The 18,096-nt window shown below is 43.9% G+C and carries 19 protein-coding genes; 8 read left to right on the top strand and 11 right to left on the bottom strand.

Annotated elements, in window-relative coordinates; all coding sequences use genetic code 11:
* A complete protein-coding gene (ispB, locus tag ACED53_RS05985) occupies window positions 1–972 on the bottom strand; it encodes an octaprenyl diphosphate synthase (protein WP_102579708.1) in 972 nt (323 codons plus the stop codon).
* A gap of 268 nt (window positions 973–1,240) precedes the next feature.
* Here ispB and rplU point away from each other — a divergent pair, with 268 nt between their 5' ends.
* The 6 genes from rplU (at window position 1,241) to folA (ending at window position 5,254) form a co-directional block, all read left to right on the top strand.
* Entirely contained in the window at window positions 1,241–1,552 is a 312-nt protein-coding gene (gene rplU / locus ACED53_RS05980; RefSeq protein WP_004740823.1) for a 50S ribosomal protein L21, read from the top strand.
* 19 nt (window positions 1,553–1,571) lie between these two features.
* A complete protein-coding gene (gene rpmA, locus ACED53_RS05975; protein ID WP_004735905.1) occupies window positions 1,572–1,829 on the top strand; it encodes a 50S ribosomal protein L27 in 258 nt (85 codons plus the stop codon).
* A 322-nt stretch (window positions 1,830–2,151) separates the two neighbouring features.
* Window positions 2,152–3,324 (top strand): Obg family GTPase CgtA, encoded by a 1,173-nt coding sequence (gene cgtA / locus ACED53_RS05970; RefSeq protein ID WP_009847831.1) that lies wholly within the window; start codon window positions 2,152–2,154, stop codon window positions 3,322–3,324.
* Window positions 3,325–3,493: 169 nt separating this feature from the next.
* Complete coding sequence (locus ACED53_RS05965) at window positions 3,494–4,261, top strand: threonine/serine exporter ThrE family protein (protein ID WP_004735903.1); 768 nt, start codon at window positions 3,494–3,496, stop codon at window positions 4,259–4,261.
* Window positions 4,261–4,734 (top strand): threonine/serine exporter family protein, encoded by a 474-nt coding sequence (locus tag ACED53_RS05960; protein WP_009847830.1) that lies wholly within the window; start codon window positions 4,261–4,263, stop codon window positions 4,732–4,734. Before ACED53_RS05965 ends, ACED53_RS05960 begins: the two co-directional genes overlap by 1 nt.
* Window positions 4,735–4,774: 40 nt before the next feature.
* Window positions 4,775–5,254: a type 3 dihydrofolate reductase gene (gene folA / locus ACED53_RS05955; protein ID WP_102579709.1), complete on the top strand. Its 480-nt coding sequence runs from the start codon at window positions 4,775–4,777 to the stop codon at window positions 5,252–5,254.
* Between the two features lie 99 nt (window positions 5,255–5,353).
* Here folA and apaH read toward each other — a convergent pair whose 3' ends face one another.
* From apaH to lptD, 6 genes are all read right to left on the bottom strand, one after another.
* On the bottom strand, window positions 5,354–6,157 hold the full coding sequence (gene apaH, locus ACED53_RS05950) for a bis(5'-nucleosyl)-tetraphosphatase (symmetrical) ApaH (RefSeq protein WP_102579710.1): 804 nt from the start codon (window positions 6,155–6,157) through the stop codon (window positions 5,354–5,356).
* A 29-nt stretch (window positions 6,158–6,186) separates the two neighbouring features.
* Window positions 6,187–6,567: a Co2+/Mg2+ efflux protein ApaG gene (gene apaG, locus ACED53_RS05945; protein WP_004735899.1), complete on the bottom strand. Its 381-nt coding sequence runs from the start codon at window positions 6,565–6,567 to the stop codon at window positions 6,187–6,189.
* Window positions 6,568–6,649: 82 nt separating this feature from the next.
* The gene (rsmA, locus tag ACED53_RS05940) at window positions 6,650–7,465 is read right to left on the bottom strand and encodes a 16S rRNA (adenine(1518)-N(6)/adenine(1519)-N(6))-dimethyltransferase RsmA (protein WP_102495644.1); all 816 of its coding nucleotides are present in this window, start codon (window positions 7,463–7,465) and stop codon (window positions 6,650–6,652) included.
* On the bottom strand, window positions 7,462–8,451 hold the full coding sequence (pdxA, locus tag ACED53_RS05935) for a 4-hydroxythreonine-4-phosphate dehydrogenase PdxA (protein ID WP_029406209.1): 990 nt from the start codon (window positions 8,449–8,451) through the stop codon (window positions 7,462–7,464). Before pdxA ends, rsmA begins: the two co-directional genes overlap by 4 nt.
* Complete coding sequence (gene surA, locus ACED53_RS05930) at window positions 8,441–9,736, bottom strand: peptidylprolyl isomerase SurA (protein ID WP_102579711.1); 1,296 nt, start codon at window positions 9,734–9,736, stop codon at window positions 8,441–8,443. The genes pdxA and surA overlap by 11 nt, the downstream gene beginning before the upstream one ends.
* A gap of 43 nt (window positions 9,737–9,779) precedes the next feature.
* On the bottom strand, window positions 9,780–12,128 hold the full coding sequence (gene lptD / locus ACED53_RS05925; RefSeq protein WP_102579712.1) for an LPS assembly protein LptD: 2,349 nt from the start codon (window positions 12,126–12,128) through the stop codon (window positions 9,780–9,782).
* Between the two features lie 149 nt (window positions 12,129–12,277).
* On the opposite strand from lptD, the gene djlA reads away from it, so the two are divergent.
* On the top strand, window positions 12,278–13,132 hold the full coding sequence (djlA, locus tag ACED53_RS05920; RefSeq protein WP_010434455.1) for a co-chaperone DjlA: 855 nt from the start codon (window positions 12,278–12,280) through the stop codon (window positions 13,130–13,132).
* A gap of 57 nt (window positions 13,133–13,189) precedes the next feature.
* On the top strand, window positions 13,190–13,735 hold the full coding sequence (locus tag ACED53_RS05915) for a DUF924 family protein (protein ID WP_102579713.1): 546 nt from the start codon (window positions 13,190–13,192) through the stop codon (window positions 13,733–13,735).
* A gap of 108 nt (window positions 13,736–13,843) precedes the next feature.
* On the opposite strand, the gene ACED53_RS05910 is transcribed toward ACED53_RS05915, so the two are convergent.
* From ACED53_RS05910 to leuB, 4 genes are all read right to left on the bottom strand, one after another.
* Window positions 13,844–14,626 carry a DUF547 domain-containing protein gene (locus tag ACED53_RS05910; protein ID WP_102579714.1) on the bottom strand — a complete coding sequence of 261 codons (783 nt, stop codon included), beginning with the start codon at window positions 14,624–14,626 and terminating at the stop codon, window positions 13,844–13,846.
* Between the two features lie 175 nt (window positions 14,627–14,801).
* Entirely contained in the window at window positions 14,802–15,404 is a 603-nt protein-coding gene (leuD, locus tag ACED53_RS05905) for a 3-isopropylmalate dehydratase small subunit (RefSeq protein WP_102579715.1), read from the bottom strand.
* A gap of 14 nt (window positions 15,405–15,418) precedes the next feature.
* Window positions 15,419–16,831 carry a 3-isopropylmalate dehydratase large subunit gene (gene leuC / locus ACED53_RS05900; protein WP_371715242.1) on the bottom strand — a complete coding sequence of 471 codons (1,413 nt, stop codon included), beginning with the start codon at window positions 16,829–16,831 and terminating at the stop codon, window positions 15,419–15,421.
* 117 nt (window positions 16,832–16,948) lie between these two features.
* Window positions 16,949–18,040 (bottom strand): 3-isopropylmalate dehydrogenase, encoded by a 1,092-nt coding sequence (leuB, locus tag ACED53_RS05895; protein ID WP_017102937.1) that lies wholly within the window; start codon window positions 18,038–18,040, stop codon window positions 16,949–16,951.
* Window positions 18,041–18,096 lie beyond the last annotated feature (56 nt).

The raw sequence follows: 18,096 nt of genomic DNA, 5'->3' as shown, positions 1-18,096 counted from the left end.
TTACTTGCTACGTTTTACTGCAAGGTGAGCTAGCGTAGTTAAAGCCTGCTTGTATTCTGACTCAGGAAGAATAGAAAGCTCAGCAATAGCTTTATCAGCTTCTTCATAGGCTTTATTGGTCGTGTACTCTAACGAGCCTGTCTCTTTCATGACAGACATGATGTCGTCGAGACGTTCCATACCATTGGCTTTTTCAATCGCTTCACGAATCATGCTCGCTTGGTCTGGCGAGCCATTATGCATAGCGTAAAGTAATGGTAACGTCGGTTTGCCTTCTGCTAAGTCATCACCAACATTTTTACCCATCTCTTTACCATCAGCGGTGTAGTCCATCACATCATCAATAAGCTGGAATGCTGTTCCTAGGTACTTACCGTAGTTTTGTATCGCAGTTTCGATCTCAGGTGAAGACTCTGTAAGAATTGCGCCGATTTGGGTTGCGGCTTCAAACAAACGAGCGGTCTTTGAATAGATCACCTGCATGTAGCTTTCTTCTGTGGTGTCTGGGTTATTACAGTTCATCAATTGTTGAACTTCACCCTCGGCAATCACATTTACTGATTCGCTCATTAGCTCAAGGATCCTTAAAGATCCAAGCGTCGTCATCATCTGGAATGAGCGGGTGTAAATAAAATCACCAACCAAAACGCTAGCTGCATTACCAAAAGCCGCATTCGCTGTAGCTTTGCCACGTCGCATGTCTGATTCGTCGACAACATCGTCATGAAGCAGTGTTGCTGTGTGGATAAACTCAATAAAAGCGGCTGAGGTGATGTGAGCTTCACCTTGGTAACCAAGTGCACGAGCTGATAAAAGAGCAAGCAAAGGGCGTAGGCGTTTGCCACCACCGCTAACGATATAAAAACCAAGCTGGTTGATTAAACTTACGTCAGAATTAAGTTGGGCTTGAATTGTTTCATTCACTTTTGCCATATCATTGGCAGTAAGCGTTTGGATAGCTTTAAAATCCATTGTTCATCCGGCTGAAGTTAGACCCTGTAAGGCTTATACGTTGTATTTAATTGTTGAATAATACACTAAAAAACGTTGATTAATACATCACTTAAAGGCATCATTGCCGCACTTTTCTTTGGCGAACATGTTTTCGCCAATATTTTAAAAATATGGCTTGTCATAGCGGCATGATTCCCGTAGAATCTGCGCCCTATTGATTAGTTTAGCGCACACCCGAGTTGTAGAATTAACAACCATAGGCTGTGCGGAAAAAGCGGAGTAAAATATGTACGCTGTTTTCCAATCTGGTGGCAAACAACACCGAGTAAGCGAAGGTCAAACACTTCGTTTAGAGAAATTAGACGTTGAAACTGGTGCAACTGTAGAATTTGATAAAGTTCTTCTTGTTGCTAACGGCGAAGAAATCGCTGTTGGTGCACCTCTTGTTGAAGGTGGCAAGGTTACTGCAGAAGTAGTACAACACGGTCGTGGCGATAAAGTAAAAATCGTTAAGTTCCGTCGTCGTAAGCACTCGCGTAAGCAAGCTGGTCACCGTCAGTGGTTCACAGAAGTGAAAATCACTGGCATTAACGCTTAAGTATTAGGAGAGTTTAACAATGGCACATAAAAAAGCTGGCGGTTCTACTAATAACGGCCGCGATTCAGAAAGCAAACGTCTTGGTGTTAAGCGTTTTGGTGGTGAATCTGTTCTTGCAGGTAACATCATCGTTCGTCAACGTGGTACTAAGTTCCACGCTGGCACAAACGTTGGCATCGGTAAAGACCATACTCTTTTCGCTCTTACTGAAGGTAAAGTGAAATTTGCAGTAAAAGGTCCTAAAAACCGTAAGTTTGTAAGCATCGAAGCTGAGTAATTTAATCTTTTATTAGATTATTTATACTAGCTTTCAAGCTGAATTCAAAAGCCCTGCCGATTCGGCAGGGTTTTTTATTTATAGCGAGAATAAAAAAGTAGACGCTCTGGCTTTAGTTTGAGAAGCAATTTGGTGTTTGATAAGCAGTTTAGTTTTGAGAAGCCGTTTGTTTTTTAAGAAACAGAAAGCAAAGAACCTCTCCTTATTTGTTCCTTGGTTGCAGATCGATCTAGATCTTAGGTGATCGATCTAAACACGGATCTGCTAGAATTTATATCACTCCTTGATGAGTGGTAACGCAACGTAAGTGCGGAGTTAAAAAATGAAATTCGTTGATGAAGCATCAGTAAAAATAGAAGCCGGTGATGGCGGTAATGGTACAGTAAGCTTTTGGCGCGAAAAATTCGTCGCTAAAGGTGGTCCTGACGGCGGTGATGGCGGTGATGGCGGTGATGTTTACATCCAAGCGGATGAGAACTTAAACACACTGATCGATTACCGTTTCCAACGTTTTTACAATGCAGAGCGTGGCGAAAATGGCCGCGGTGGTAACTGTACGGGTAAACGTGGTAAAGATATGACCATGAAAGTACCTGTAGGTACTCGTGCTGTTGATATCCACACTAATGAAATCGTTGCTGAAGTTGCTGAACATGGCAAAAAAGTAATGGTTGGTAAAGGTGGTTGGCACGGTCTTGGTAACACGCGTTTTAAGTCGTCGGTTAACCGTGCTCCTCGTCAAAAGACAATGGGTACTAAAGGTGAAGTTCGCGAACTGCGTTTAGAGCTTCTTCTATTAGCGGATGTTGGTATGCTTGGCTTGCCAAACGCTGGTAAATCTACTTTTATTCGCTCAGTATCTGCTGCGAAACCAAAAGTGGCTGATTACCCGTTTACCACGCTAATCCCTAGCTTAGGTGTGGTAAGTGTTGTCCCTGAGAAGAGTTTCGTCGTTGCCGATATCCCTGGCTTGATCGAAGGCGCAGCTGATGGCGCTGGTCTTGGTATTCGTTTCTTGAAGCACCTTGAGCGTTGTCGCGTTCTTCTGCATATGATCGATATTTTGCCGATCGATGGTTCTGATCCTATTCAGAATGCACTGACGATCATCGATGAGCTTGAGCAATACAGTGAGAAAGTTGCACAGAAACCTCGTTGGTTAGTGTTCAATAAAGTTGACCTAATGCCTGAAGAAGAAGCTGACGAAAAGATTCAAGAAATCGTCGAAGCTTTAGGTTGGGAAGGCGAGTACTTCAAGATCTCTGCTGTAAACAAGATCGGTACCAAAGATCTTTGCTTTAAACTGGGTGAGTTCATGGAGAACCTACCTCGTGAAGTTGAAGCAATTGAAGAAGAAGAAAAAGTTAACTTTATGTGGGATGACTACCATAAAGATGCGATGGCCGGTAAGAATGTCGTGACTGAAGATGACGACGACTGGGATGATTGGGATGACGAAGAAGATGACGGTCATGTTATCTATGTTCGTGATTAATAATCCTCGTAGTTTCTTATAAGCACTTTGGTCGCTTTTTCTAAGATACGCTGATAGTTTTATTAAACCGCAATGAAAATTGCGGTTTTTTTGTATCTAAATCATGACGTCTTGCTGTTTTTTATGCAAAATTTATCTTTAGATAATTAACGCCTATGGGAAGGAAATCATGGCATCAAAGCAAAGAGCGATCTCAAGGTTAGTCGCTCAATCAGGACAAATGTTATTAGCTCATGGCGCCGAGAGCACATTGGTCGGTGACATTATGCGCCGTATCGGTATTGCTTGTGGGGTGAATGAAGTTGAAGTTGCACTGTCAGCCAATGCGTTGGTTGTGACAACGGTAATGGATGATCATTGCATAACGACGACTCGAAGTTGTGCTGATCGTGGCATTAATATGCAGGTTATCACCGAGATTCAACGCGTGTGTATCATGATGGAGAAAGGGATTCTTGATTATGATTTAGCTTATAAGAAGATCCAAGGGATCAGTCCCGAACGCTACAACCGTTGGTTAGTTGTCGTAATGATAGGGCTATCGTGTGCTTCTTTTAGCCGTCTTGCTGGCGGAGATTGGCATGTCTTTATGATGACGTTTATAGCTTCGGCTTGCGGTATGATCGTGAGACAAGAGATTGGTCATCGCCATTTCAATCCGTTATTAAATTTCGCTATTACCGCTTTTGTCACCACCACCATTTCAGCTCAGGCAGTGCTCTACAATATTGGTGGTCAACCCACTATCGTGATGGCTTCGTCAGTATTGATGCTAGTGCCCGGTTTTCCTTTGATTAACTCCGTAGCAGATATGCTTAAAGGCCACATTAATATGGGTCTCGCACGCTTCACCATGGCCAGTTTATTAACGTTGGCTACAAGCTTAGGTATTGTCGCAGCGATGAGCCTATCTGACGTATGGGGGTGGGTGAACTAATGACTATTTTTGAACTTTTTGTTGGGTTACTCAACGACATGTTTTTTGCTGCGATTCCTGCGGTTGGTTTTGCATTGGTGTTTAACGTCCCGCAACGAGCGTTGATCTATTGTGCTCTCGGAGGATCCATTGGCCACGGTAGCCGTTACTTAATGATGCATTTCGGCATTCCCATTGAATGGGCGACGTTCTTTGCTGCTACATTGGTCGGCATGATAGGGGTGCATTGGTCGCATAAATTGTTAGCACACCCGAAAGTATTTACGGTTGCAGCCTTGATTCCGATGGTCCCTGGCGTGTTTGCCTTTAAGGCGATGATTGCCATGGTTGAGATTAACCGAGCAGGATACAACCCAGAACTATTGGCATTGTTGATGGAGAACTTTTTGAAATCGATGTTCATTATCGCAGGGCTTGCGGTTGGCTTAGCAGTGCCTGGGCTGTTATTCTACCGTCGTAGACCTATCGTCTAGCTTCAACTTCATTTTCAAGTAAGGACAGGACTTTCGATTTATGATCATCAGCATGATAGCGGCAATGGCGAACAACCGTGTAATTGGTAAAGACAATCAGATGCCTTGGCATTTACCTGCAGATTTCGCATGGTTTAAACGCTCAACTATGGGCAAACCTGTCGTGATGGGACGTAAGACCTATGATTCAATTGGACGCCCTCTACCAGGTCGATTGAATGTCGTAATTAGCCGCGACGAGAGTTTAGAAATCGAAGGTGTGACGACGGTAACGTCAATTGATCAAGCATTAGAGCTAGTAAGCGATGTTGATGAAGTGATGATCATCGGTGGCGGTTCGATCTATGAAAGCTGCTTACCTAAAGCGAACAAGCTCTATCTGACTTATATTGATTTTGATGTGGATGGCGACACGCAGTTCCCTAGTTGGGGAGAAGGTTGGAAGCAGAGCTTTAGTGAAACTTATCAAGCCGATGAGAAGAATAAACACAACATGGAGTTTGTGATTCTCGAGCGTTAAGCTCTGAAGTTAAAATCGTTTGCGTTACTGTAACAGTAACGCAAACTTCTCGTATCTCGTATCTCGTATCTCGTATCTCGTATCTCGTATCTCGTATCTCTATAGCGCATCTTGAGTGAAAAACTTCTTATCTTCCCAGCGAAGTATCGTCAATTCTCCTCCCCAGACGCATCCAGTATCAAGTCCAATTACATCTTTTCCGTTATAGCCTTCAAGCGCAGCCCAGTGTCCAAAAACAACGGTTTTATCGAGCTTTATGCGTTGCGGAAGGTCAAACCATGGCACTAGTGGTTCATCGGTAATTTCATTCGGTGGTAGCTTACATGCCATGTCGAGTCGGCTATCTTCAAAACAGAAGCGCATTCTTGTCAGGCTATTGATCGCATAGCGATAGCGCTCTATGCCTTGCAACTCGTTGTTCCAGATATCTGGCGTGTTGCTGTACATGTTCTCAATAAGCCACTGCCAACGGTCCGATTTCAATAATGACGTTATCTCTCGATTCTCTGTACGTGCTTGTTCCAAGCTCCATTGAGGTGAGATGCCTGCATGTGTCATGACAAACTCAGGGTGTTCTTGCATCAAGGGTTGTTGTCTTAACCATTCCAGCAATTGGTCACGGTCTTCAGCATCAAGAATTGGTTGAGTCTTGTCTTTTGGTTTGGCTGAAAAGAGGCCTAAGGATACCGCAAGTAGATGTAAATCATGGTTACCCAATACCACCTTCGCTGAACTGCCAAGGCTACGAACAAAACGTAACGTCTCTAAGGATTTAGGGCCACGAGCAACTAAGTCTCCGGTGACCCATAAAGTATCTTGTTGTTTATCAAAGTTGACGGTTTCAAGCAGTAATTGAAGTTCGTCGAAGCATCCTTGGATGTCTCCGACAATATAATTCGACACAATAATTTCCTGTAGATACAGATGTACGGCTAATTAAGAATATTAGGGATCGCGAGTCTAAATGGATCCACTTCAGTTATGAAGTCGATGCCTTTGTTATCAGTCATCACATAATGACCTTGCATAACACCCACAGGAGTTTCGATGACGGTACCACTGGTGTAAGTGTATTCGTCGTTGGCCTCAATCACGGGTTGTTGCCCAACTACGCCATCACCTTCTATGGTGAGTTGTTTGCCGTTGGAGTCGGTAATCAGCCAGCGGCGAGACATGAGTTGAACCGTTGTTTTGCTGAGGTTTTTGATGGTAATAATGTAGGCGAAGACGTAGCGGTTCTTCGTTGGTTCAGATTGTTCCTCTATGTATTTAGAGTGAACCTGACATTTGATACAAGGCGTAGATATATCCATATTCGCACCTTTTGTTGTTGGTATGCTTTAAAGTATTACATAAAAAACAGGCTCCTCACCGAAGTGTAGGAGCCTTTTAGAATTATTTGTCAGCGCTGTGAGTGTCGTACAACCAGTTGGCCATGTCGACAAACTGCTCGAGCGTTAAATTCTCAGGACGCATGCCTGGGTTAACACCCAACTCTTCAAGTATTTCCTTGTCGATTAGGCTCTTGTAGCAGTTACGAACCGTTTTACGACGCTGGTTAAAGCCTTCACGACATACACGATCTAGCCATTTCAGATCTTTTGCCGGGTAAGGTAGCACTTCGTATGGCTGTAGGCGTACTACTGCAGAATCAACTTTTGGTGGCGGAACGAAGGCCGTTGGTGGCACTTCTAGCACAGGCGTCACTTTACAGTAGTATTGAGCCATTACCGTAAGACGACCGTAAGCTTTAGTACCTGGGCCGGCCGCTAATCGGTTAACCACTTCTTTTTGAAGCATGAAGTGCATGTCTTGCACGTCTTTATGGAATTCAAAAAGGTGGAACATCAATGGTGTCGAGATGTTGTATGGCAAGTTACCGAAAATACGTAGCTTGTTGTTTGGCTTAACAAGTTGTTCGAAATCGAACTTCATTGCATCGCCTTCATAGATCGTTAGCTTATCAGCCAGATCAGGATGGTTGCGAAGACGTTCAGCCAGATCTCTATCCAATTCGATAACGGTAAATTTATCGACAAGCTTACCCACTGGCTCAGTAATTGCACCTAGACCAGGACCGATCTCTACCAAGTTTTGACCTGGTAGTGGGTTAATGCTCGATACGATGCCATCAATAATGTATGGATCGTTAAGGAAGTTTTGACCAAAACGTTTACGCGCTTTGTGCCCTAAGTGGACATCATTTCTCATTGCTTTTTCTCTACTAATTCAATGGCGTGCGTGAGCGCTGTTCTAAAGCTCCCTGTATCGGCTTGGCCTTTCCCTGCCAAGTCTAAGGCGGTACCGTGGTCGACTGATGTGCGAATAAACGGTAAGCCAAGCGTGATGTTCACTGAGCGACCAAACCCTTTGTATTTCAATACCGGGAGTACTTGGTCGTGATACATACCTAAAACAGCATCTGCATCTTGCAAATATTTTTCATTAAAGATGGTATCTGCTGGCAATGGGCCAACTAAATTGATGCCATCTTTTTGGCGAATTTTTTCTAGCGTCGGGGTGATGGTTTCTATCTCTTCACGTCCCAAGCAACCATCTTCACCAGCATGTGGATTCAAGCCACACACGTAGATAGTTGGTTTCTCAATAGCAAATTTTTCAACCAAATCTTTATTCAGAATTGCAATAATTTGCTCTAATCTGTCTTCGGTTACTGCTTGAGATACATAAGCTAGTGGGATGTGCGTTGTTACTAGCGCAACACGCAGCCCTTCTGTTGCCAACATCATCACCACCAGTGGTGTATTGGACTTCTCTGCAAAGAACTCGGTATGGCCGCTAAAAGCAACGCCAGCTCGGTTAATTACACCCTTGTGAACAGGGCCGGTGACAATAGCATCAAATTCATCATTCATACAGCCAATTGCTGCGGTTTCTAAAGTATTTAATACGTAATGACCGTTCGCTTCATTGAGTTGGCCAGCTACGGCAGTTTCAGCCAGTGGAACGTGTTTCACGACAAGTGTGCCAGCTCGTTGGGATTGCTTAGCTGCGTTTGCGTCGTAATCCAGTAGCTCAACTTCGATACCAAGGGTTTTGGCTCGCTCGGCTAGTAGGGTTTTGTCGGCACAGACTACAAGTTGATGAGGCCAACTTTCTTGAGATAGAGCCAGAGTTAAATCTGGACCTATCCCTGCGGGTTCACCTGCGGTTATGACAATACGTTTAGTTGTCATCTTGGTCATCCTCAACCATTTCAACAAAGGCACTTGCTCTTACTTCTTGCAGCCAAGCACCAGCTTCTTCGTTGAACTTACGGTTAAATAGAATTTGATAAGCTTTGTTTTTCAATGCTGAATCGGTACGGTCGACTTCGCGACGGTCTAGTACTTCAACAATGTGCCAACCGTGCACGGTTTTGAATGGCGCACTGATCTTACCTTCAGGTAGCGTTTCTACTTGGTGTTTGAACTCAGGAACGTATAAATCTGGAGTTTGGTAGCCTAACTCACCATCTTGTACTGCTGAACCTGGATCTTGGCTGTATTGCTGTGCAAGATCACCAAAGCTCGCTTCACCTGCGTTTACACGACGAGTGATTTCTTCAAGCTGCTCTTTCGCACCGTCATCACTCAAGATAACCGTTGGCTTAATCAAAATATGACGTGCATTAACTTCGGTAACTGCAACGGTTTCCAAACCTTTTACGTCTTCAATTTTTAGAATATGGAAGCCAACACCACTTCGGAAAGGACCGATGATGCTGCCTTTATTCTGCATTTTGATTTGGTCTGCAAAAATCGTAGGCATCTCTTCTTTACGCATCCAACCCCAATCACCACCTTGTAACGCTTTAGGGCCTTTAGAGTATGTATATGCCATGGTGCTAAAGTCTTTGCCGTTGTTTAGCTCTTCCACTAAATCAGTCGCTTGTGCTTCTAATTCTTCTTTGGTTTGGTCATCATTGAATCGAAGTTGGATGTGGCCAATTTTGTATTGAACCGTCGCATTGGTTTCTTGCGCTAAGATGTCCGCTAGGTTGTCTACTTCTGCAGGAAGGATATTAATACGGCGGCGAACCAAGGCATTACGAGCTTCACTTGCTGCAATCTCTTTTCTTACTTGCTCACGAAATGCGTTGTAGCTAAGGCCTTCTTCAGCAACCGATGCAGTAAGTTGTTGTACTGTTTGGTTGTTATCTTTTGCAATGCCTTCAATCGCTTGATCCAGTCGAGCATCATCAATACGAACACCGATACGTTCCGCTTCTTGAGTTTGAATCGTATCAATGATCAGCTTTTCTAGAACTTGCTCATTCAGTACATCTTGTGATGGTAATGTTTGTCCGCTTTTCTTCGCGTTTGCGCGCAGTGTTTTCATTGAAGTATCAATGTCACTTTGTAAGATCACGCCTTCGTTGACGATCACTTTTACACTATCGAGTTCAACCGATGCTGCATAGCTTATTGAGACAGTACAAGTCGCTGCGATAGCAATTAATGTGCGTTTCCACAATGTCATGTGTAATCCTTTATATTTACTGATGTGTTATCAGTAAAGAAAGTTAGTTGTTTAAGAAGAATGGGCGACCGTAGCTGAGTGCGTTACTTGAGCTTGTTTCACTTACTTCGCTTGAATCAGAGCCTATGTTGGTGCCAAAGCCAACAATACCGAAGTTAAAGCCAAAGTTTTTCTCGTATACTGGTGTCGCATTCGATGTGTTGATGTAATCACCTTCCCATCTACGCAATTGGTTACTATAGGTGAAGCCGATATACCAACAATCTGACTTGTAATTGAGTTTAGCTAACCACTCAAGGTTCTCTTCGGTTGTTAAATCATAGAAATACTGAGCGCTGGCACTCCATTTACGCGAAATCTTATAAGAGCCGAGTAATCCTGCTTGAGATATACCATCTTTAGTAATCGATCCAACATTAAAATCAACAGTGTCTTCGATATACTCTTTGGTTACGTAGCGGTAGTTGGTTTGGATATAACCACCAGAAAAACGGTACTCAATGGTGCTGTTGGCTAGTTGCATTGCTGTGGTATCGATGTCGTACTGTACACCACCATGATAAAACAGGTAGTCGTCGTAATTAAAGTCGACTTCTACAGCCCAAGATGAGTAATTCGAGTTCTTATCTTTAGTATCAAGTGTTAGATGTTGTTTTGTATCTTTGTCGATATAAAAGATCTGTCCAAACGACACATTGAGTCGCTCTTTATACTCATCATCAAAGAAACGAGATGATGCACCGTAGCTTACTTGGTTAGCTGCAGCGATACGGTCTACACCACTGTATTTACGGCTTCTAAACAGGCCATAATAATCAGTCTGCAGAAGTGTCGTATCGTAAAGACCAATGTTGTTTTGATCTTCTTTTGGTACATACAGGTATTGAACTTGGGGTTCTAGAGTTTGAGTGTAGTTACCAATAACCTTGGTATCTCTTTCTAAAACGATACCAGCATGACTCCTAAATTCTGGGACAACTCGACTTACTGACTTTTCTAAATCTTTATATTTGTCACTTGTGGTATCAACACCATCAAGATCTTGTTGGTAGTAAGTACCAAGAAGTCGGGCTTCTGTGGTCCAAGTACCCCAAGTGTTGCCTACTGGAATTGTAATTCCCGGCTCAACGTGAATACGAGTTGCCGATGGTTTCCCTTTTGCATCTGTATCAAACAGAGACACATGGCTGACCAAGTCGAAATCTAAATACTCCATTACCTCCGGGGCATAATAGTTATATTCCAGCTGTGGGAGCAGGCGGTATGGAAGGTTGTTTGTCGTATTTGTGAGGACCTGAAAATCTCGCACAAGTACAGACGCATCCCAATTTTGAGAACGGTATGTAGCCTGCCCTTCTTGAAGAAGCTGGCCATCTTCACGGTTACCAATGCCGCTTCCGTTGACATCTGTGAAGTACTCGATATCGCCAACTTTTGAGTAATCAATTTCAAACAACCAAGATTCTTGGAATATTCCTGAGTGATTAAGTTGAGCCCCCCAACGTTTGCCTTTCTCTGGGTATTTTTTGTCATCAGGCAAGTATTCAGACTTAATCATCCCGGAACCAAAATCGCTTAAATATCTAAATTCACTGTTAAGCTGAGTACCACGCTCTTTCATGTGCTTAAAAGTGGTTTTGAGGTCATACTCTGGTGCCAAATTCCAATAAACAGGGATCTCAAATTCAAAACCATCACTTGAGCCATATGATACCGTTGGATATAAGAAGCCTGTTTTACGCGTATCACCAATCGGAACGGTTAAGTACGGCAGATAAAAAACAGGGACGCTCTGAATTTCAAACCTTGGGTTGTAGAACGTAGCCTCTTCTTCATTTTGGTCGACATCGATACTTGACGCTCTTAGTCGCCATGCATTGTCGCCGATAGGGCAAGAGGTGATTGAGCCATCTTCAATCTCATAAACCGCTTTTCCGGTTTTTGCGATGTAAACCGCATCTCCTCGCCCTTGCTCACAGAGGAACTCATAATCGGTATTTTCGAGCGTCATTTCATCGGTGGTCAGATTGTTAGTGGCTCTGTCTGCCACTGACTTTATTTGACCATCGCTAAAGTTTACGTTGCCTTCAGCTACAACGATATTTTCTTGTTGGTGAAGCGTTACATTGTCGGCAAGGATGGTTTTGTTTCCTTGGGTAACTCTTACATCACCTGAGTAGATTGCCTTGTCACCATTGATAGCCTCTAAGCGATCGGACTCAACATGAGCGGGAAGTTGTGTCTCGTTTTCTGCAGCGGGCTCGATCAAGCATTGATCTATAGAGGGCATTTCCTGCACACTACTATCTGTGATTGTTTCAGCTTGAGTTGTCGATACGTATAATGCCGTACTTATAGACGCGGCTAACAAGGTGCGGGAAAAAGATTGCATGAAGTTGAACTATCCTGTGTCACTAGATGAAGGGTTGATCTAGTATCAATCCAATTAATAAAGCATTTTCCTTATGATAAAGGAAATATTAGCATTCAGCATCATCAGACAGCATTACTCAGACAAAATTCATAGATAGAGAACACATAATGCAAATATTTGGCAAAATTTTGGGCGCTTTTTTTGGTTTTTTATTTGGGGGGCCGCTCGGTTTAGTTTTTGGCCTATTTTTAGGGCACCAGTTCGATAAAGCTCGCCGATTGAACCAATCGGGCTTCAATAGCTCTGGTTTTGGCCGAGGTCCAAGCCAAGCTGAAAGACAAAACGAGTTTTTCAAATCTGCTTTTGCGGTTATGGGACACGTTGCTAAAGCTAAGGGGCAGGTTACACCAGAAGAGATTCAGCTCGCTTCTACAATGATGGAGCGTATGAACCTGCATGGCGAACAACGTAAAGCGGCTCAAGATGCTTTCCGTGACGGCAAGGAGAGTGACTTCCCGTTAAGCGATGTGCTTGAGCGTGTGAAGATCTCATCGGGTGGCCGTTTTGATCTCCTGCAGTTTTTTTTAGAGCTACAAGTATCTGCTGCATTTGCTGATGGAAGTTTGCACCCTAGTGAACGTCAGGTTTTGCATAAGATAGCGCAAGGCCTTGGCTTTTCAGCAGAGCAACTAGAGCGTCGTTTGCAGATGCAAGAAGCAGCGTTTCGTTTCCAACAGCAAGGTGGAAGCTTTGGTGGCCATCAAGGCCATGGGCAATCATCAGGTTGGCAACAGGCTTCACAACAGAACCAGCTAGGCGACGCATATAAGGTTCTTGGTGTGAGTGAAAGTGCTGACGGTAAAGAGGTGAAGAAAGCCTACCGCAAGCTGATGAATGAGCATCACCCAGATAAACTGATGGCGAAGGGCTTACCGCCGGAGATGATGAATGTTGCGAAAGAGAAATCGCAAGAAATTCAAAATGCTTATGACCTGATAAAGAAGGTCAAAGGTTTTAAGTAATCGAACACTAAACCGAGTAATAACAAAGTTACTCGGTTTTTTATTAAAGGGAATTATATGACGGTAACGTATCAGGATGTTCTAGAGTTTTGGTTCGATGAATTGACGCCAAAAGACTGGTTTGCTGGCGGCGAAGAAATTGATGCTTTAATAGAATCTCGTTTTGCTGAACTGCACAAAGCAGTTATCCAAGGTGAGCTATTTGAATGGCGACAAAACGCACAAGGGCGCTTGGCAGAGATTATCGTGCTGGATCAGTTTTCTAGAAATCTTGGCAGAAACAGTCCGACAGCTTTTTCGGCTGACCCAATGGCGTTGGCTCTAGCCCAAGAGGCGGTATCGGGTGGTTTTGATCACCAGCTTAACGAGCAACAAAAAAGCTTCCTGTATATGCCTTATATGCACAGTGAGTCTTTGCTGATGCATGAACAGGCTGTGATGCTTTTTTCTCAGACAGGCTTAGAGAATAACTTGGATTTTGAGTTTAAGCATAAGGTCATTATTGAGCGCTTTGGTCGTTACCCTCACCGGAATGAGGTGTTAGGGAGAACTTCGACTCCTGAAGAGATTGAGTTCTTGCAGCAACCGGGCTCAAGCTTTTAATTGTAGAAATACGGTTCAATAGATAAAAAAGAGACTCGAGGCGAGAGGTTAATAAAAACCTCTCGCCTCTTTTTTGTTTAGCTTAATTCATGAGCTTTAACGTTAAAACTAGTTCGCTTGGTTAAGTGACCAATTATAGTCATAGCTGATTTTGTGAGTATTCGTGATAGGTTGAGTTCGATATTGGTCTAAGTGCTGAATGAGCTGTTTCTCTGTACCAAAATCCACGGCAAACCATTCGTAAATCGATGATAGTTGGAGCTTATTACCTTTAACCCACACACCTTTGTCACTATTAACAAACTCAGAGGCTGCTTGTTCTAGTAGAGTCTCGGTGTTGTCAGTCGTAAATGCTTGAAGTTGTAAGTTAGGGCAACCCAAACTCGCACAATTCACCGCGTAATGTGTGCGCGGATCTTGCCAAATCGGTCTTAGGATTCGGTGTTCAATATCGTTGAGTGTCAGTGATTTTCCGTTAACGATTACCACATCATCTCCCCACGGCCCAAAACTAAATAGTCCGCCAAGTTTAGTGATGGATTTGATCGGGTAGGCATCAAGAATCAAATCGACAGTCACGGCGTTATATAGATTAACCCAATAGGCATACTGCTCCGCTTTTGAATAGTCGAGCGGATTAACCTGTTCGAGTTGCTTGATGTATTGATTGAGTTTTGTCTTATCGGCAGTGTTCACTGCTTTATAGCGAACTAGGGTATTTTGCCCTTGTTGAACTAAGTAGTTATCGAGAAATTGCTGCCAATCTTGGTGAGATACCTGTTCTAGATTGGTTTCGTCGCTTTGGTTCCAGTATGGCCAAAGCTCGGATTTAGGCGCAGACCAAGCTAAGGTTGAGAAAAGTAGGCTGACAATAAAAAGTAGTTGTTTCATGGCATTCTCCTGATGACTGACTACTAAGACCTTAAGGCTTACCATTTTCTTTCAATGCTCTTCATTTAAATAAACATATGAAGTTAAGTTAAAAGCTTAGCCAAATAAAAAAGGTTGGCGCTAAGCCAACCTTTTATATGAACACAAAACTGTGTGATTCTACTTCATGACTTCTTTATTTCAGGAAGCTAGGAATCTTAGCTTCAAACTCAGAGATCTTATCGGCATGTTGAAGTGTAAGGCCGATATTATCTAAACCATTCAGCAAACAGTGACGACGGAACTCATCAATTTCAAACGAGTACTCTTTACCGTTCGCTCTGACTTTCATTGCTTCTAAATCAACGTCGAGCTCTGCGCCTTCGTTTGCTTCAACGAACTGGAATAGTTCATCGACTTCCTGCTCTGAAAGACGAACAGGCACCATCTGGTTGTTGATTGAGTTTCCGTAGAAAATGTCGGCAAAGCTTGGTGCGATCATTACTTGGATACCATAATCGGCAAGCGCCCAAGGTGCGTGTTCACGAGATGAGCCACAACCGAAGTTTTCACGAGCTAGAAGAATTGAAGCGCCTTGGTAGCGAGCTTCGTTCATTACAAACTCAGGGTTTGGTTGTTGGCCTGCGTCATCTAGGAAGCGCCAATCGTGGAACAAGTGTTTACCAAAACCGATGCGGTTTACTTTCTGTAGAAACTGCTTTGGAATGATCGCATCAGTATCGATGTTGGCCGTATCTAGAGGAACGACTAATCCGGTGTGTTGTTGAAAACCTGACATGTTAAATCCTCTAATTAAAGTTCACGAATATCGACAAAGTGACCAGCGATTGCCGCTGCGGCTGCCATTGCTGGGCTAACTAGGTGCGTACGACCATCACGGCCTTGGCGACCTTCAAAGTTACGGTTTGATGTAGAAGCACAGCGCTCTTGTGGACCTAGACGGTCGTTGTTCATAGCAAGACACATAGAACAGCCTGGTAAACGCCATTCAAAGCCTGCTTCGATGAAGATCTTATCTAGGCCTTCAGCTTCAGCTTGTGCTTTAACTTGCTCTGAACCCGGAACGATAAGCGCTTGAACATGTTTCGCTACTTGACGGCCTTTCGCTACCGCTGCTGCTGCACGCATGTCTTCGATACGCGAGTTAGTACAAGAACCCACGAACACTTTATCTACGTTGTAATCAGATAGAGATTTACCGGCTTCAAGGCCCATGTAAGCCAGAGCTTTTTCTGCAGATGCTTTTTCAACAGGGTCAGCGAAGCTTTCTGGTGCAGGGATTGGCGTGTCTACCGAGATAACCTGACCTGGGTTAGTACCCCAAGTAACTTGTGGTTTAATGTCTGCTGCTTCTAATGTAACAACTGCATCGAATTCAGCGTCAGCATCGGTTTTCAATGTGTCCCAGTATTCGATTGCCGCTTCTAAGTCTTGGCCTTGTGGAGAGAACTTACGACCTTTGATGTACTCGTATGTCGTTGCATCAGGGGCAATTAGACCTGCTTTAGCGCCAAGCTCGATAGCCATGTTACATACCGTCATACGACCTTCCATCGTAAGGTCTGTAATTGCCTCACCACAGAATTCCACAACGTAGCCAGTACCGCCTGCAGCTGTAGTTTTACCGATGATCGCTAACACGATATCTTTTGCAGTGATGCCTGGAGCAACCTTGCCTTTTACTTCGATCTTCATCGTTTTAGCACGAGTTTGTTTTAGTGTTTGCGTAGCTAGAACGTGCTCAACTTCTGAAGTACCGATACCGAATGCTAGTGAGCCAAATGCACCGTGTGTAGCCGTGTGTGAGTCACCACATACGATGGTCATTCCCGGTAGCGTAATACCTAGCTCAGGGCCCATTACGTGCACAATACCTTGGTATTTGTGGTTTAGGTCGTAAAGCGTGACACCAAACTCTTCACAGTTTTTCGATAGCGTTTCCATTTGGATACGAGCCATCTCGCCAGAAGCGTTGATGTCTTTAGTTTGTGTCGATACGTTATGGTCCATAGTCGCAAAAGTTTTGCCTACTTGGCGAACTTTACGACCTTTTTCACGCAGGCCATCAAAGGCTTGTGGTGATGTTACTTCGTGGACTAAGTGGCGATCGATATAAAGAATTGGCGTTTCGCCCTTTGCTGCAACTGCAACGTGAGCGTCATAAACTTTTTCGTATAAGGTTTTTGCTTGCTGGTTTGTCGACATAGCTTTTCTTCCTTGGGATCATCAGTCCCAGTGTTTGTTTCGAGCCAAGTCATGCGGTTTACGATGACTTGGCTTGATATTATTCTTATGTACTTGCTTCTAATCGGAGCATTTAGCTTATGAAGCTAAGATGTACTCAGCGATCTTGTCACCCATTTCAGAGGTAGTCAGTGCTTGGTTCTTACCTGCAAGGTCTGCCGTTAGCTCACCTGCAGAAAGTGCTTTAGATACCGCTGATTCGATGTCTTGTGCTGCCGCTTCTTCGCCTAGGCTGTAACGAAGCATTAGCGCTGCAGAAAGAATTTGCGCGACTGGGTTCGCAATGTTCTTACCTGCGATATCTGGTGCGCTGCCACCTGCTGGTTCGTATAGGCCGAAGTTGCTTTCGTTTAAGCTTGCAGAAGGAAGCATACCCATGGAGCCTGTGATCATTGCGCACTCATCAGAGATGATGTCACCAAAGATGTTTGAACATAGCATTACGTCAAACTGAGATGGGTCTTTGATTAGCTGCATGGTCGCGTTGTCGATGTACATGTGGTTTAGCGTGACATCTGGGTAATCTTTTGCGATTTCTTCAACCACTTCACGCCATAAGATAGAGCTCTGCAGAACGTTTGCTTTGTCGATTGAGTAAACGTTTTTGTTACGTAGACGTGCAGATTCAAACGCAATCTTTGCAATACGTTCGATCTCGTAACGGTGATAAACCTCTGTATCAAAAGCTTTCTCAGTTGCGCCTTCGCCTTCACGACCTTTAGGTTGGCCGAAGTAGATGCCGCCTGTTAGTTCACGAACTACAACGATATCGAAGCCGTTACCTGAGATGTCAGCACGCAAAGGAGAGAAAGACTCTAGACCTTTGTGGATTTGTGCAGGACGTAGGTTACAGAACAGTTGGAAGTGTTTACGTAGAGGAAGTAGGGCACCACGCTCTGGCTGATCGTTTGGTGGGAGATGTTCCCACTTAGGTCCGCCAACCGAGCCAAATAGTACTGCGTCAGATTCTTCACAGCCCGTTACTGTCGCTTCTGGAAGTGGACAGCCGTGATTATCAATTGCGATACCACCAACATCATACTCTTCGCGAGAAAAGCTAATCGCGTGCTTCTTTTCAATCGCGTCTAGCACTTTATGTGCTTGCTGCATTACTTCTGGGCCAATGCCATCACCAGGTAGTACGGCAATCTTGTATGATTTATCTGTCATGTTAATCCTTTAATTCTTGTTACTGAGCTTTTTGGCTCGTTTTAAATTTTGTCCCT

Source organism: Vibrio sp. 1F169 (genome assembly GCF_041439605.1).
GTDB classification, from domain to species: domain Bacteria; phylum Pseudomonadota; class Gammaproteobacteria; order Enterobacterales; family Vibrionaceae; genus Vibrio; species Vibrio tasmaniensis_A.
The sequence above is the reverse complement of the archived record's forward strand: the minus strand, read 5'-3'. Positions and strand labels throughout refer to the sequence as shown.